Origin of the sequence: Streptococcus sp. k-402 (assembly GCF_013277515.1) — a bacterium.
GTDB lineage: Bacteria > Bacillota > Bacilli > Lactobacillales > Streptococcaceae > Streptococcus.
This window is the reverse complement of sequence record NZ_VMNB01000001.1, coordinates 73,197-87,936: the sequence shown is the minus strand read 5'-3', so window position 1 is coordinate 87,936 and position 14,740 is coordinate 73,197. Positions and strand designations below refer to the sequence as shown.

Annotated in this window: 12 protein-coding genes and 3 pseudogenes; 3 read left to right on the top strand and 12 right to left on the bottom strand. The window is 37.8% G+C overall.

Annotation, left to right across the window (positions count from 1 at the left end; translation table 11 throughout):
- Positions 1–115 precede the first annotated feature (115 nt).
- Positions 116–1,819 (bottom strand): dihydroxy-acid dehydratase, encoded by a 1,704-nt coding sequence (gene ilvD, locus HT724_RS00435; RefSeq protein ID WP_173276588.1) that lies wholly within the window; start codon positions 1,817–1,819, stop codon positions 116–118.
- A 230-nt stretch (positions 1,820–2,049) separates the two neighbouring features.
- On the opposite strand from ilvD, the gene rpmF reads away from it, so the two are divergent.
- Positions 2,050–2,232, top strand: coding sequence for a 50S ribosomal protein L32 (gene rpmF / locus HT724_RS00430; protein ID WP_000290417.1), 183 nt, complete (start codon positions 2,050–2,052; stop codon positions 2,230–2,232).
- A gap of 15 nt (positions 2,233–2,247) precedes the next feature.
- On the top strand, positions 2,248–2,397 hold the full coding sequence (gene rpmG / locus HT724_RS00425; protein ID WP_001265622.1) for a 50S ribosomal protein L33: 150 nt from the start codon (positions 2,248–2,250) through the stop codon (positions 2,395–2,397).
- Positions 2,398–2,663: 266 nt separating this feature from the next.
- Here the strand turns inward: rpmG and tnpA are convergent.
- From tnpA to HT724_RS00395, 6 genes and pseudogenes are all read right to left on the bottom strand, one after another.
- Positions 2,664–3,179 (bottom strand): annotated as a pseudogene (gene tnpA, locus HT724_RS00420) (IS200/IS605 family transposase).
- A gap of 314 nt (positions 3,180–3,493) precedes the next feature.
- Complete coding sequence (locus HT724_RS00415) at positions 3,494–5,080, bottom strand: hypothetical protein (RefSeq protein WP_173276587.1); 1,587 nt, start codon at positions 5,078–5,080, stop codon at positions 3,494–3,496.
- A 378-nt stretch (positions 5,081–5,458) separates the two neighbouring features.
- A pseudogene (locus HT724_RS00410) lies at positions 5,459–5,796 on the bottom strand (type II toxin-antitoxin system RelE/ParE family toxin).
- The gene (locus HT724_RS00405) at positions 5,786–6,073 is read right to left on the bottom strand and encodes a type II toxin-antitoxin system RelB/DinJ family antitoxin (protein ID WP_173214595.1); all 288 of its coding nucleotides are present in this window, start codon (positions 6,071–6,073) and stop codon (positions 5,786–5,788) included. Before HT724_RS00405 ends, HT724_RS00410 begins: the two are co-directional and overlap by 11 nt.
- 232 nt (positions 6,074–6,305) lie before the next feature.
- Positions 6,306–7,223 carry a hypothetical protein gene (locus HT724_RS00400; protein WP_173214597.1) on the bottom strand — a complete coding sequence of 306 codons (918 nt, stop codon included), beginning with the start codon at positions 7,221–7,223 and terminating at the stop codon, positions 6,306–6,308.
- Entirely contained in the window at positions 7,211–7,744 is a 534-nt protein-coding gene (locus HT724_RS00395) for a type II toxin-antitoxin system antitoxin SocA domain-containing protein (protein ID WP_173214599.1), read from the bottom strand. The genes HT724_RS00400 and HT724_RS00395 overlap by 13 nt, the downstream gene beginning before the upstream one ends.
- Before the next feature lie 55 nt (positions 7,745–7,799).
- Between HT724_RS00395 and HT724_RS10115 the strand changes: the two are divergent.
- Positions 7,800–8,073, top strand: a pseudogene (locus tag HT724_RS10115) (tyrosine-type recombinase/integrase); the annotation flags it as partial.
- An 83-nt stretch (positions 8,074–8,156) separates the two neighbouring features.
- On the opposite strand, the gene rpsD reads toward HT724_RS10115, so the two are convergent.
- The 5 genes from rpsD to HT724_RS00370 all read right to left on the bottom strand — a co-directional run bounded on the left by rpsD (position 8,157) and on the right by HT724_RS00370 (position 14,654).
- Positions 8,157–8,768, bottom strand: coding sequence for a 30S ribosomal protein S4 (gene rpsD / locus HT724_RS00390; RefSeq protein ID WP_000092756.1), 612 nt, complete (start codon positions 8,766–8,768; stop codon positions 8,157–8,159).
- Between the two features lie 194 nt (positions 8,769–8,962).
- Positions 8,963–10,015 carry a HAMP domain-containing sensor histidine kinase gene (locus tag HT724_RS00385; protein WP_173276586.1) on the bottom strand — a complete coding sequence of 351 codons (1,053 nt, stop codon included), beginning with the start codon at positions 10,013–10,015 and terminating at the stop codon, positions 8,963–8,965.
- Positions 10,012–10,710 (bottom strand): response regulator transcription factor, encoded by a 699-nt coding sequence (locus HT724_RS00380; RefSeq protein WP_000520643.1) that lies wholly within the window; start codon positions 10,708–10,710, stop codon positions 10,012–10,014. The genes HT724_RS00385 and HT724_RS00380 overlap by 4 nt, the downstream gene beginning before the upstream one ends.
- Positions 10,711–10,876: 166 nt before the next feature.
- Positions 10,877–13,522, bottom strand: a complete 2,646-nt coding sequence (locus tag HT724_RS00375) for a fibronectin-binding SSURE repeat-containing protein (RefSeq protein WP_173276585.1) — start codon at positions 13,520–13,522, stop codon at positions 10,877–10,879.
- 115 nt (positions 13,523–13,637) lie between these two features.
- Positions 13,638–14,654, bottom strand: a complete 1,017-nt coding sequence (locus tag HT724_RS00370) for a glycosyltransferase family 2 protein (protein ID WP_173276584.1) — start codon at positions 14,652–14,654, stop codon at positions 13,638–13,640.
- Positions 14,655–14,740: the final 86 nt, after the last annotated feature.

Below are 14,740 nucleotides of genomic sequence, written 5' to 3'. Positions count from 1 at the left end.
TTGAGCAACCTGCGGCTAACTTCCTAGTTTGCTCTTTGATTTTTATTGAGTATAAGCAGCTAAATCACTTTTGAAGATGAAAAGAAGCAAGCCGAAGTTGGCTTGCTTTTTAAGTTTATTTTTTACCTGACTTGTCCATATTCCAGAAGTCTGTCACGGCTCCGCGTGAAGCGGATGATACGATATGGGCATATTTACCGAGGACACCACGACTGTAAAGTGGTGGCAAGGTTGTTTCTGCCTTGCGTTTTTCAAGTTCTTCTTCGGATACGGCCATGGAAATTTCTTTAGTATCTTGGTCAACCGTAACAATATCGCCTGTACGAAGGTAGGCAATCGGTCCACCATCCTGAGCTTCAGGAGCGATATGTCCAACAACCAGACCATAAGTACCACCAGAGAAACGACCATCCGTCAAGAGGGCAACCTTATCTCCCTGACCTTTACCAACAATCATTGATGAAAGCGAGAGCATCTCAGGCATACCAGGACCACCCTTAGGTCCAACAAAACGAACAACGACTACATCGCCATCAACGATTTCATCTGTCAGAACGGCCTGAATCGCATCTTCTTCTGAGTCAAAGACCTTAGCTGGTCCAACGTGACGACGCACTTTAACACCTGATACCTTGGCAACCGCACCATCAGGAGCAAGGTTCCCGTTCAAGATGATAAGCGGACCGTCCGCACGTTTTGGATTTTCCAGTGGCATGATGACTTTTTGACCTGGGGTTAAGTCTGCAAAATCAGCCAAGTTCTCAGCAACTGTCTTACCAGTACATGTGATGCGGTCGCCATGAAGGAAACCATTCGCCAACAAGTACTTCATAACCGCAGGCACACCACCGACTTTGTAGAGGTCTTGGAAGACATACTGACCAGATGGTTTCAAGTCGGCCAAGTGAGGCACACGTTCTTGGATTGTATTGAAGTCCTCAAGCGACAAGTCAACATTTGCAGCATGGGCAATGGCAAGCAAGTGAAGAGTGGCATTTGTAGAACCACCGAGAGCCATGGTTACAGTAATGGCATCTTCAAAGGCTTCACGAGTCAAGATATCTGATGGTTTGAGACCAAGTTCCAACATCTTAACAACAGCACGTCCTGCTGCTTCAATATCTTCTTTCTTATCAGCTGATTCAGCTGGGTGAGATGAAGAGCCTGGCAAACTCATACCGAGAACTTCGATAGCTGTCGCCATGGTATTAGCAGTATACATACCACCACAGCCACCAGGTCCAGGGCAGGCATTACATTCCAGACGTTTCACGTCCTCAGCTGTCATGTCACCGTGGTTCCATTTTCCGATACCCTCAAAGACAGAAACCAAGTCAATGTCTTTACCATCAAGATTTCCCGGTGCAATGGTTCCACCATAAGCGAAAATAGCTGGGATGTCCATATTGGCAATGGCAATCATAGAACCAGGCATGTTCTTATCACAACCACCGATAGCAACAAAGGCATCCACATTGTGACCACCCATAGCTGCCTCGATTGAGTCCGCAATAATATCACGAGATGTCAAAGAGAAACGCATCCCAGGCGTTCCCATGGCAATCCCATCCGCTACGGTAATGGTACCAAACTGTACAGGCCAAGCGCCTGCAGATTTGACACCCTCTTTGGCTACTTTCCCAAAATCATGCAAGTGGATGTTACATGGTGTATTTTCCGCCCAAGTCGAAATCACGCCCACAATCGGTGTCTCAAAGTCCTTATCTGTCATACCAGTCGCACGAAGCATGGCACGGTTTGGTGATTTTACCATACTGTCATAAATGCTACTGCGGTGACGTTTATCTAATTCAGTCATTTGTTCCCTCCCATTTCAGTTTTTACTATTATAGCACATTTTAAAAGCAATGAACAGAAGAAAATTCTTGAATTTTCAGAATATTTCGATTAATTTGGTTGATGACCTTCTAATTTTTTCATCTTTTTTTGTCAAGTAACTTTACTTTACAAAAAAAATGTGTTATCCTAGTATGGTTGATGAAAATCAGTAGATTGAATCGAATATAAATACCTAAAGGAGAAATCAAAATGGCAGTACCTGCACGTCGCACTTCAAAAGCGAAGAAAAACAAACGTCGTACACACTACAAAGTAACAGCTCCATCTGTAAACTTTGACGAAACTACTGGAGATTACTCACGTTCTCACCGTGTATCACTTAAAGGATACTACAAAGGACGTAAAATCGCTAAAGCTGCATCAGCTGAATAATAGAAGGGAGATACCATGCGCGTAAATATTACACTTGAACACAAAGAATCTGGTGAACGCTTGTACCTTACTTCTAAAAACAAACGTAACACTCCAGACCGTCTTCAATTGAAGAAATACTCACCAAAACTTCGCAAACACGTTGTGTTTACAGAGGTTAAGTAAGCATTCAATACGAATCAATACAGAAGAAAAACGCTGTTCAAGCGTTTTTTTCTTTTTGTTAATTTCAGTACATTGCAAGGGAAATCATTCGAATGACTACATTTTTCACTACATTTTCAGATAAATCATGACCACCCGTCAAACAGGTGGTTTGTCCCAGGGCTATAAGCCCAAATTACCAGCCAGCGCCTAAAGACGCTGGCTTTCACTTTGTTCAAGCCTCATTGCTCTTGACTCGTCACTTGCCTCTTAAAGAGGCTTTAGTATTACTTACCACTATCCCTAAAGGGATCCTCATATTCTTTTATACTCAATTTATCTAGTGCTATATCATGCTTTACTCGTTCTCAAATTTTCATATTCGTGAAGAAATCATCCACTGGATAATTTCTTTAATCTTGACTATATTTCTTAATTGTGGCTTTATTAAGCCCTACTGTGCTCACATAATAATCTTCCGCCCAGAAATGCCGATTCCCAAACTTGTACTTGAGATTGGCGTGTTTGTCAAACATCATGAGTGCACTTTTTCCTTTTAAATAACCCATGAAACTCGAAATACTTATCCTTGGTGGAATACTTACTAACATATGTACATGGTCTGGCATTAAGTGACCCTCGATAATTTCAACTCCTTTATAACTACACAAACGATGAAATATTTCGCCTAAACTACTTCGATATTGATTATAGATGACTTTTCGTCTATACTTAGGGGTGAATACAATGTGATACTTACAGTGCCACTTTGTGTGCGATAAACTATGAGTCTTTTGTGCCATATTTTTCTCCTTTCGCTTTACAATTGGCTTGAACACCTTTATTGTATCGCGTTTGGAGTTTTTTGGGTATAACCTTCAACGCGCACCCGCATAGCGGGTAGTTTTTTTGTCTCGCACCTAACGGAGCGAGACGGACTGAAAGTCACATAACAAAAAAGCATTCCGTAAATTTTTACGAAATGCTAATTAACATATTTTAGTTTTAAGAACTACCTTATTATTGTTCTATGAGTGCTCATAAAGTTTTTGTAACTTTCTATATTTACTTAAAAAATAAATAAGTAAGTAACAAATATATTTTTTCAAGCTAGATACTAACTTCCAGCATTTTTAGAATCATCAAAGCGATATTCTTGTTTTCTATCATCAATTTCAATCGTCAATAATTTATCCTTAAGTTCTCCTACTTTTGTATTCGAATTATCTCTTATTGTCATGCTGATTGCATCATAACTATATTTATTATTTCCAATTCTTAACTGATTCTTTTCTAAATAAATTATTTCATTTTCATCGTTGCTTGATAACTCTTTTTTGTTTTTTATGATTTTATATTCTCCTCTCCCATGAGTTTCCATTTTAGAATTTAAAATACTATTAAAAAATAGTGTAACTATTAGCAATGCTAGAAATACCAACCAAACATTATGATCAGGCCTCTTCAATTTCCTCAGGCGTTCATTTTTCCTCATAATATAAAAATCATTTAATGTACTTGAATGGTCTAAAATAAAGTAGTCTTTATCGATTTTTAAAATATGATTGGAGATAATTTTAAAATTTTGAGTATGGCCTGATTTATCCATTAATACATTATCAGACAATCTATAATACTCTGTTTTTGTGGGCATGTTTTTTATAAACGTATTTTTGTATCTATAATAGTATATTTCTTTATCAACACTGAACTTCTTTTTATTTCTAATTTTAAAATATTTTCCATCTCGATTTAAGAATCCATCTTCATTAATCACAGGTAATAAAAATCTGCAAATCATATTAATTAAACTTTCTTTATATTCAAAAAGAATAATAAAGGAAAAGAAAACAATTAATAGTTTTACTAATGCACTGTAAACAGTAAAATAAGAAAGGTAAGTTGTGTTTCCTGCTTCAATATTACTTGAAGTTGAAATATTAACAAAATATAAAAATACATTACTGTTTGTAATTTTTTCCGATAACAACAAAGAAAAATATAATAGAGGAACGAACAATAACACATTGAACTTCATTTTGAAGAAGCTCTCCTTTAGTTCAGTATCAGACTCTCCCATTTGAGGACGTATTTTTTTAGGAAGTAAGTATTGAATATCTTCATTCAAAATTTGAAGAAGAACAGAGACCAGTATAAGAGATATAAAAGTCCAATTGAAGAATGAAGATTCAATTCCTACTATTGAAAATAAAAATATGGGTATAGCAATCACTAAAAGCAATAAGTAAGGGGAAATGTTTGATAAATAACTAAAAATTCTAGTAAATAGTAATATTGTTATCACTATGAAAATGAAATTTTCAATAAAAATACCGTAGGGAGTATTATATAGCCACTCTTCACCCATCATTATTAGAATAGATGTTCGTAATATAAAAAACAAAAAAAAGTATCTAATTATACAGAAAATAATTTTAAATATACCTCTAAGTGAGATAGTATTTGATATTTTAGTTATTTGACTGTTTAAGTCTCCTAGGTCCGTATTTACATTTTCTTTCTCTAGGAACCAAACACATACCATTAAACTTAGATAGCAAATAAGCGCAATAATAAAATATATTTTCTTTTCCATATCTGAAAATATGAAGTAGATTAGAAAAAATAAATTTACTATATCTAAAATCGTTGAGATTACGTAATTATACTTCATTGGTTTTCGTATAAAAAAACTATTTATCATATTTAAAATTTCCTTTATTTATATCAAATTCCATAATTCATTCTCTACTAAGATCTATAAAACTAAATATTTTAAGATTTTGTTAAACTATAAATTCCTTAATCTGTCTGCCCCCTCATCTTTAGTTATTTCATAGTTATAAAACGGCAATCCAATAATCCGATATCGTTCATCATCGACTAATGTTTTTGATTATGATTGAAGAGAGGTAAACTGGAAAAATAATATTACTTTTGGCATCTTTTAACGGAGATTTATATTTTATGTCGAGCAATTGTTCATACGAATTGCTTCCGATAATTTCCAAATTGTGTCTATTCTATCCCTGTTATTAGTCAATGACTTATAATTTAAACGCTCACTACTAATATGTAGGAGCTATTTTTTCTTGAACAAGCGGATGTAGTCCTGTTTACTATGAATAATATCTGATATAAAGACAGCTTTTTTATCCTCTAAAATATGATAGAAGGCTAGGTAATCGCCTAAAATGATGCATCTGGTTTTGTGGGGTGGGTATATAATACCTCCTACTCTTTCATCAGCATCGAATCCTGCTTCTGGGAAGACTTCAAGACGCTCCGAATATTCTTAACTGTGTTTGCTCCTGCCTGTTCTGAAAAGTAGTTAGCTGAGATATAATCTTTAATACCTCTTAGCTGTTCTTGTACCGTTTCGGAGATAATAAGGCCATATGAGTTCTCGTTAAATTCCAAGATTAGCCCTCACTTCATCAAGGCTGCAAGTTCTTCCATGTTCTAAATCTTCAAAGCTACGGCCAATTTCAGCACGCAACTTTGATAGAAGTTCTTCTCTTTCTTTGTCTACTTGGATTTCAAATGGCAAGGCTTTATTTTCTACAATATGCTCTAAAAACAAGTTAAAACTGACTGTCATATCAAGATTTTGCGCTGTGATAATAGCTTTAGCCTTCTCTAACAAGTCTCTGTTAGTTTTAAAGTTTACCTGTGTGTTTTTTTCTAAAACATCCATAGTAGTACCTCCTTTTAGACCATTATATCACTTTAAACTATGCAGGTCTAGTTACGTATAGTTACCTATAACTGTATATTAAAAAGCTATTTTAAAAACAAAAAAAGCACTAAAGGGAAGCGCCCAAAAGTGCTTAATATCAGGAACTTAAAAATGATGAGTTCAGCAGGCAAAAAACTAGCACGGCCAAGCGGTGCTTTTTCTATTACAATTATAGTTTTCAGGAGCCAATCTAGGAATATTTAAATGAAATGTAAGTAATTATCACTAATAAAATAATCAATGAAAAATAAAATGAATGACGTAAATAAAAATGCTTCCACTTGTGCGAACAACCCTCTTTGCATTTACTGCTCATGCAGTTTCCAATTTCCTTATTGGTGATTCTAGCAATCCATAATAACAATGAATACATCAATGTTATTACACCAATTAACATCAGACATGAAATTATTATCATCTTAGAAAGATTCATATTTAATAAATCATCTCCGATATCAAAAACAGCTCTTGCTACTTCAATGCCTCCAAACATTACAAAAACAAATGCTGAAAAAATCCCTAAAATTGCTATGAAATCCGTGTAGATAGATGATTTTGTTTGTTCAATATCGTCAGATTGTTCCTGTACAGTTTTAAGAAGTTTATTAGAGTTGGCTGATTGCCCCTGTATATATTTAATAAAATATTTAGCTTGACTTAGTTGGCTTTTAGCTTCTGTAAGAGTATTATTAGAGGCGTCTGATTTTTTCTTTACATCTTGAAGAATTAATCTAGCTTGGTTTAGTTGGCTATTGACATCTTTTAACCCCTGCTCCACTTCCTTAGCAACCCTTGATATATAAGATTTCTGAATTTGAGATAAGCTATAATTAGAACTTATTTTCTTAAGGTTCTTATCTAGTATTAATTTCTTAGCGTTATCATCTGCTTCTATAGTTGAAGATAAATAATCGATGTTCCTATTTAACGTTTCATTGAGCTCATTGCTATTTTCATTCTGGTATACAAATTCAGCAATATAATCGTATGGAATTACTAAATTTTCCTCAGTTAAATTATCTTGAAGCGATTTTACAATACCATCATCATGATTAGAGATATCACCAACTAAAAGAAGTTGGATAAAACTTGTACTTATCTGAGCCATTCTAACTCCTCTGGATGGTTGTTAAAATAATTCAATATCTCTTCATTTGTGTATTTTATCCCTTGAACACCATCACTAATTAACTTTTCGTACTTTTTCCATGGTTCCTGTTTATGAGTTTTCTCCACTATATCAAAAATATCTACATCAGAAAATCTATCAATAACTTTCTTTAACAAATTAGCATCAAGTTCTGGAATATCTTGTGGTTGATACTTAAATATTTTTATGTTTCCTAATGAATTATTTTCTATATTCTCAAAATGAAAATATTCTTTAACAATATCCTGTTTTGTTATTTGAAAAGCTCCGAATCTTTTATATTCATGATATACACTTGGTACAACGGGACCATATTTCCATTTCTCCATTTGTTCCTCAAAAAGAGGATTTTTAGTGTCAACAATTTTAATTACATTGGCAAAATATAATATTTTTTGTAATATGAGGTTGTTAATTGAATAGCTCTTATCGTTAGAATATTCAATTATATAGTTCGCAATAAATAATGGTGGTTGCATTACTGAATCTCCTTTTACTCTTATTATATCACGTAGTTTAAGGACTACAAAACATTTTAGTATTTTTCTTTCTCAATACCCAAACAATAAAACACTAGCCACTCGTTTAAACACACGTTTCAAACATGCTAGTGTACCTAATATTGGTTTCCACGGGTTTAGACACACACGCTAGTCTTTTGCTAAACTCTGGAATATCATATAAAGAATTACAACACCGTCTAGGTCATTCTACACTAGCTATGACTATGGACACTTACAGTCATCTCTCCAAAGAAAAAGCAAAAACAACCGTCTCATTTTATGAGAAAGCTGTGAGTTCGTTATAAGTGATGACAAACCCAGAAATCAACATTTTAAGACAAAGCAAAAAGCCCACTGTTGTAGGCTTCTTACAATATAAAGTCTTATCTTAAAGCATTTTGTTGTAGAATTCAACGACAAGTGCTTCGTTGATTTCTGGGTTGATTTCGTCGCGTTCTGGCAAGCGAGTCAATGAACCTTCCAATTTTTCAGCGTCGAATGATACGAATGCTGGACGTCCAAGAGTAGCTTCTACTGCTTCAAGGATAGCTGGAACTTTCAATGATTTTTCACGAACTGAGATCACTTGACCTGGAGTTACGCGGTATGATGGGATATCAACGCGTTTTCCGTCAACAAGGATATGACCGTGGTTTACGAATTGACGAGCTTGACGACGAGTAGTCGCAAGACCAAGACGGTAAACAACGTTATCCAAACGACGTTCCAAAAGAAGCATGAAGTTGAAACCTAGGATTCCGCCTTTGATTTTTGTAGCTTGTACGAACAAGTTACGGAATTGTTTTTCACCTACACCATAAGTGAAACGAAGTTTTTGTTTTTCAGCCAATTGCAAACCGTATTCTGACAATTTAGAACGGTTGTTTGGTCCGTGTTGTCCTGGTACGTAGTTACGACGTGCCAATTCTTTACCTGTACCTGTAAGTGAAAGGCCAAGGCGACGAGCTTGTTTCCAAGATGGTCCTGTATAACGTGACATGTGAATGTCCTCCTGATATAAATAATATTTCGGTGGAAATAGTCACTTAGAAAGCCCTGATTCGTGCAGATGCCCTTCGCCTAAACAGCCAAGGTTACTTATCATAAGACACCTGTTGACGAGCTTCATGCTTTCCTGCTGATATTTCGCACAAAATCCATTCTACCATGAATGGCTAGATTTGTAAAGGGGTTTTAAGCTTTATTTTCACTGCCAGAGAGGTTGAGAAGGAGGGTAAAGGTGCTTCCAAGACCGTACTGGCTGCTGACTGTAATTTCTCCACCCAATTGATGGGCCAATTCACGCGCAATCGCAAGACCTAAGCCATGACCACCTGTTTTCATGTTACGCGAAGTTTCGACACGATAAAGGCGTTTGAAAATATTCTCCAAGTCCTCTGGGGCAATCCCCTGTCCTTCATCGGTCACACTGATTGAAAGCTGGTGCTTCTCCAGCTTAGCCACCACTTCCAGCTTGGTTCCTGGAGCTGAGTATTTAAAAGCATTATTAACCAGATTCACCAATATACGAGAAAGTTTGGCATAATCTCCCTCAATCCGGGCAGACTCTGGGATTACCTGCAAGTGGACATCTCTTCTCTCCTGCTCAATCAAGAACTGAAATTCACTCATACACTCAATCAAGAGCTGATCCAGAAAAATGCTGTCTTTACTAGTCATATCCGCCTGATTTCTGGCTGTGTTTAGGGTCAAAAAATTCAACTCCTCAACCAGTTTATTGAGTCTTTCCGTCTGGCGTCCAATGGTTGCTAGATAATGAGCTTGCTCCGACTCCTTGATAACCCCATCCAAAATCCCTTCTACCGTCGCTTGGATCGAAGTGATGGGGGTCTTGATATCATGCGAAAGTTGAGCAATCATCAAGCCCTTTTCTCGTTCGCTTTCTTCCAAGGAATCAAAGCTTGCCTGCAAATCATGGGACATTTCATTAAAAGCTTGGCCTAATTGTTGAAATTCTACAGGGCCTTGAACCTCCAAATTTGAAGGAAAATCCTTGTCCGCTACCCGCTTAGCATGTTCCTTGAGTTTGCCCAACGACGTAAAGACCGGCGATAGGAGAAAGAGACTAACCCCAGCACCGACAAGGCTGGCAACGATGGTCATCCCAAGCAAAAAGTAAATCTCGCTTTTCTCAATCAGCATTTTTTGAACAGCCCAAAAAACAACCAAAATGGTTAAGAGGGTTGAAATAATATATCCAACCAAAATATAACTTTTTAGTTTCATGTTTGTCCTCTCGGTTTCTCTATCTTATATCCCAAGCCCCAAACTGTCTTAATAGTGGGCGTTTGGTCACTACTATATTTTGCCAACTCCTGTCGAAGAGCATGGATATGCACATTCAAGGTATTGGTATCATCCACATAGTCTTCTTGCCAGACCTTTTCATAGAGGTCTGTCTTGGAGAAAACTCGCTCTGGATTGCTAGCTAAAATCCACAGCAATTCAAATGATTTAACAGTCAAATCCAGCATTTCTTCTCCTATTTGAACTTCATGACTACTATGATTCATTTTCAGATTGCCAAGGGAAATCAGCTCTGTTTCGCCCCCACGATGAAGGCGGCGCAAAATATTGTGGACTCGCAAAACCAGCTCACGAGGGCTAAAGGGCTTAGCAATAAAATCATCTGCTCCCAAGCTCAGACCGTAAATCTTGTCCTGTTCACTGGTCTTAGCAGTAATAAATAGGAAAGGCTGCTCTGGTGATAAGTATTGAACCTCACTGATTAAATCATAACCATCCATCCGAGGCATCATGACATCTGTGATAATCAAATCAATCGGTTTTTTCTTGAACAGCTCTAGCGCTTCCAGTCCATCATGGGCTACCAAGACCTGATAACCTGCCTGAATTAAGTATCTCTGATGAATATCTGTGATTTCTACCTCGTCGTCAACGAGTAAAATTGTCTTTCCCATCTGTCTCTCCTTTGATAAAAACAGTGCTATACTGCTTTAAGTATAACACTATTTTTATTGTTTTACGATGATTTTAATCTGCTATTGAAAGAAAGTCCTGATTGCTGATTGAGTTGGTAAACTAGCCTTAGTCAGCCTACTATCCCTCATTTATTTCCTTAGCTGATTAGTTTTCTTCTTTTTTGTTTTTCAAACCTAGACCACCGAGTAAACCTGCAAGTGCAAGCCCAAGGAAACCAATACTTGCCATTGATGTTTGAGCTTCACCAGTATTTGGTAGCATAGCTTTATCATCTGACATCATCTTGTCTGACATCATCGTATCAGACATCTTGTTAGCAGAAGCAGCCATGTTTTCACCTGCCATCGTATTGGTAGAGCTTGTCATAGTGTCAGCAGGCATGCTATCTGTAGTACCTGGAGCTGGAGTCTCAGTCTTTATACCTGATTTTTCCATTTGGTCATTTGCTGGCATTGCTTTATCAGTCTCTTTGGCTGGTGCCATCATGTCCTTATGGTCAGTAGCTGTTTGATGAGTCGCACCTGTAGCATGACTGTGATTCATCGGAGTCACGCCAGAGCCAGAGTTAGAAGGTGAGAAAGAACCATTCGCTGTGTCTGATGTTTCTTTAACATTTATCTTAATAGTAACTTGTTTAGTTGCTACGATGTTTGTCAAATCTGCTTTACCATCTTTGTTGCCATAGACATTGACTGTAGCGCTGTAAGTTTGAGTACCGTTTGCTCGGAACTGGTCGATGAGTTCTTGTTTTTCTTTGCCAGCCACGTTTCCGTCCAAGGCTACTTGGTAGAAGTATTGACCTTTGGTCTTCACGTTTTCACCTAATGGAGATAAAGCAGGATTTTTAGCGTCGCCATTATCTGACCATGGAGCCTTGTCAGATGCTTTGAGCAAGAGACGAGTCAACATACCATCACCTGCGAAGAGTTCATATGGAATCACATGGTTAACACCGGCTGTGAATGGACCTTCGCCCTTGGCTTTTTCTAGGTAGGCTGCTGGAACATCAATACTGTCTTTAACGTTATCTTTAACAGCTTTTTCGACAGTTTCTTTAGCAACTAATCCATTGATGTTGATGTCTACATTTTTAGTAGCAACTAGATTAGTCAAGTCAGCTTTACCGTCTTTATTTCCGTAAACTTTAACAGTAGCATTGTAAGTCTGAGTACCATTAGCACGAAGCTGATCGATTAAAGCTTGACCTTGTTTACCAACAGTATTGCCATTTAAGTCTACTTCATAGAAATATTGACCTTTTGTTTTCACATTTTCTCCTAATGGAGATAAAGCAGGATTTTTAGCTACACCATTATCAGACCATGGAGCCTTATCAGAAGCTTTGAGCAAGAGACGAGTCAACATACCATCACCAGCGAAGAGTTCATAAGGAATTACTTGGTTTACACCGGCTGTGAATGGACCTTCGCCCTTGGCTTTTTCTAGGTAGGCTGCAGGAACATCGATACTGTCTTTAACGTTATCTTTAACAGCTTTTTCGACAGTTTCTTTAGCAACTAATCCATTGATGTTGATGTCTACATTTTTAGTAGCAACTAGATTAGTCAAGTCAGCTTTACCGTCTTTATTTCCGTAAACTTTAACAGTAGCTTTATAAGTTTGAGTACCATTAGCACGAAGCTGATCAATTAAATCTTGACCTTGTTTACCAACAGTATTGCCATTTAAGTCTACTTCATAGAAGTATTGACCTTTGGTTTTCACATTTTCACCTAGTGGAGATAAAGCAGGATTTTTAGCTACACCATTATCAGACCATGGAGCCTTATCAGAAGCTTTGAGCAAGAGACGAGTCAACATACCATCACCTGCGAAGAGTTCATAAGGAATTACTTGGTTTACACCGGCAGTGAAAGGACCTTTTCCTTCAGCTTTTTCAAGATAAGCAGCAGGAACATCAATACTGTCTTTAACGTTGTTTTCAACTGCAGAGTTAACATCGCTTCTTGTTACAAGACCGTTCAAGGTAATATTTACTTTACGTTCCTTGACAACCTTAGTCAAATCAGGTTTATCTCCGGCTGCTTCATAGACAGTCAGGGTAGCTTCATAGGTATTTGTACCATTAGTACGAAGTGTATCTAATAAATCCTGACCCTGCTTACCTGTGGTGTTACCATTCAAAGAGACTTGATAGTAATACTTGTCATCAGGTAAATTTTTCACTGGTGGAATTTTCTCGTTTTGAGCGACACCGTTATCTGACCATGGAGCCTTGTCAGATGCTTTGAGCAAGAGACGAGTCAACATACCATCGCCTGCGAAAAGTTCATATTTAAGCGGTTTGTTTACACCAGCCAAGAAAGGACCGGGAACTTTGGCTTGTTCTAGGTAGCCCGCTGGGACATCAATACTGTCTTTAACATCCTCATCGACAGCTTTTTCAATATCTGCTGGAGTTGCTTGTGTCCCATCCACATCAGCTGTATCTACAGCTTCTTTTAAGACATCTGTTAGCTCTGGATTTTCTTGTTTAAAAGCATCTTTTTCACCTTTTTCAAAAAGTGTATCCAGACGAGAAGGGCTTGTTTCCTCGCTCACTTCAGTTCCTTCTGTAGGTGTAGAAAGTGAGTTTGTATTTCCAGCAACGACCTCAGGTTTCCCTTCAGGTAAGACTTGAGCAGGGGTAGGATTGAGCCCATCGGCACGTACAGAACTTGGCTGACCAACTAGGACAAAGAAGCCACTAGCCACAACAACTGAGGCAACACCGACACTGAGACGACGAATAGACCAACGAGTATATCTTTGATTTGGATTGAATTTCATAGGATTCTCCTTAGAGTTTTTCTTTATTTGATGACTCTAGTATAATCTCCTAAAATTAAAAAGGACTAAGAAAAAGTTAAAATTTTTCTTAAATCCCTCTTATAAAATACTTATATCAATTAAATCCATAAACAGATTTGGTGATTTGATAGACAACATTGGAAAGTTTGCGAGCTGGCAAGACCGAATGTTTGGTCAAACGGCTGAGCATGGTCTTGCGGATAGCTTGAAAAACCTCTGGATTTTCCTGCTGAATATAGGTCCACAGCTCCCGTTTTTTGGCAAGATGCTCTGCTGTGCCTGCTCGGTTGAGCAGGGCACTGGAAATCACCGTCGTGATTTCAATATGATTCAGCAGATATTCTCGCATTTTGGGGTGGCTCACTTGGGATAAATCAAGCTGGTCTACCAAGAGTCGATTGACTTTCAGTTGCTGGTCAATGCGCTTAATCATCACTTGCTCATTGACAGACTGGTCCTCACGCCCAATCAAATAACGATAGAAATCGACAGGCAGATAGTACATGGTCTTGACCTGCTGGAGGGGCGTAAAGACAAAGAGATTATCGACATAAAAAGTATGTTCAGGCAGTTGGAACTGGCTAGCACGCAACAAATCTGTCCGATAAATCAGCGAATGCATCATGATATACTGGCCTTTGGAGAAATTTCCGACCTGGTCCCAGCCAAAAATCTGCCGAACAGGCAAGACTGACTCATAACTCATACTCTTCTTACGAGACTGACCTTCCTTTTCATAGACAAAATTAGTCACAAAGGCATCTACCTCTTGACCCTCGCTCTCTAGTTCCTGCAAGGTTTCCAAAATTTTCAGGTAAGCACGAGGATCCACCCAGTCATCACTGTCAACTACTTTAAAATAACGCCCAGAAGCCTCTGCCAAGCCACGATTGACCGCACCGCCATGGCCTTTATTTTCCTGATAAATGGCTCTAACGATGCTAGGATACTTTCTGGCTAAACGCTCAGCGATTTCCTGAGTCTGGTCCTGAGACCCGTCATTGATAATCAAAATCTCAACTTGCTCACCGCCAATCACTAGCGACTCCACACAGTAATGAAGATAGGCTGCAGCATTATAGCTAGGAATGGCGATAGACAATAACTTCATAATCTGCTCCTTTAGGGGACTGATTTTTTCTTATACTCTTCGAAAATCTCTTCAAACCGCGTCAACGTCGCCTTGCCGTATATATG

Coding starts and splice junctions, on each gene's coding strand:
- ilvD (WP_173276588.1), bottom strand. CDS start 1,819: ATGACTGAATTAGATAAACGTCACCGCAGTAGCATTTATGACAGTATG.
- rpmF (WP_000290417.1), top strand. CDS start 2,050: ATGGCAGTACCTGCACGTCGCACTTCAAAAGCGAAGAAAAACAAACGT.
- rpmG (WP_001265622.1), top strand. CDS start 2,248: ATGCGCGTAAATATTACACTTGAACACAAAGAATCTGGTGAACGCTTG.
- HT724_RS00415 (WP_173276587.1), bottom strand. CDS start 5,080: ATGATAAATAGTTTTTTTATACGAAAACCAATGAAGTATAATTACGTA.
- HT724_RS00405 (WP_173214595.1), bottom strand. CDS start 6,073: ATGGATGTTTTAGAAAAAAACACACAGGTAAACTTTAAAACTAACAGA.
- HT724_RS00400 (WP_173214597.1), bottom strand. CDS start 7,223: ATGGCTCAGATAAGTACAAGTTTTATCCAACTTCTTTTAGTTGGTGAT.
- HT724_RS00395 (WP_173214599.1), bottom strand. CDS start 7,744: ATGCAACCACCATTATTTATTGCGAACTATATAATTGAATATTCTAAC.
- rpsD (WP_000092756.1), bottom strand. CDS start 8,768: ATGTCACGTTATACAGGACCATCTTGGAAACAAGCTCGTCGCCTTGGC.
- HT724_RS00385 (WP_173276586.1), bottom strand. CDS start 10,015: ATGAAACTAAAAAGTTATATTTTGGTTGGATATATTATTTCAACCCTC.
- HT724_RS00380 (WP_000520643.1), bottom strand. CDS start 10,710: ATGGGAAAGACAATTTTACTCGTTGACGACGAGGTAGAAATCACAGAT.
- HT724_RS00375 (WP_173276585.1), bottom strand. CDS start 13,522: ATGAAATTCAATCCAAATCAAAGATATACTCGTTGGTCTATTCGTCGT.
- HT724_RS00370 (WP_173276584.1), bottom strand. CDS start 14,654: ATGAAGTTATTGTCTATCGCCATTCCTAGCTATAATGCTGCAGCCTAT.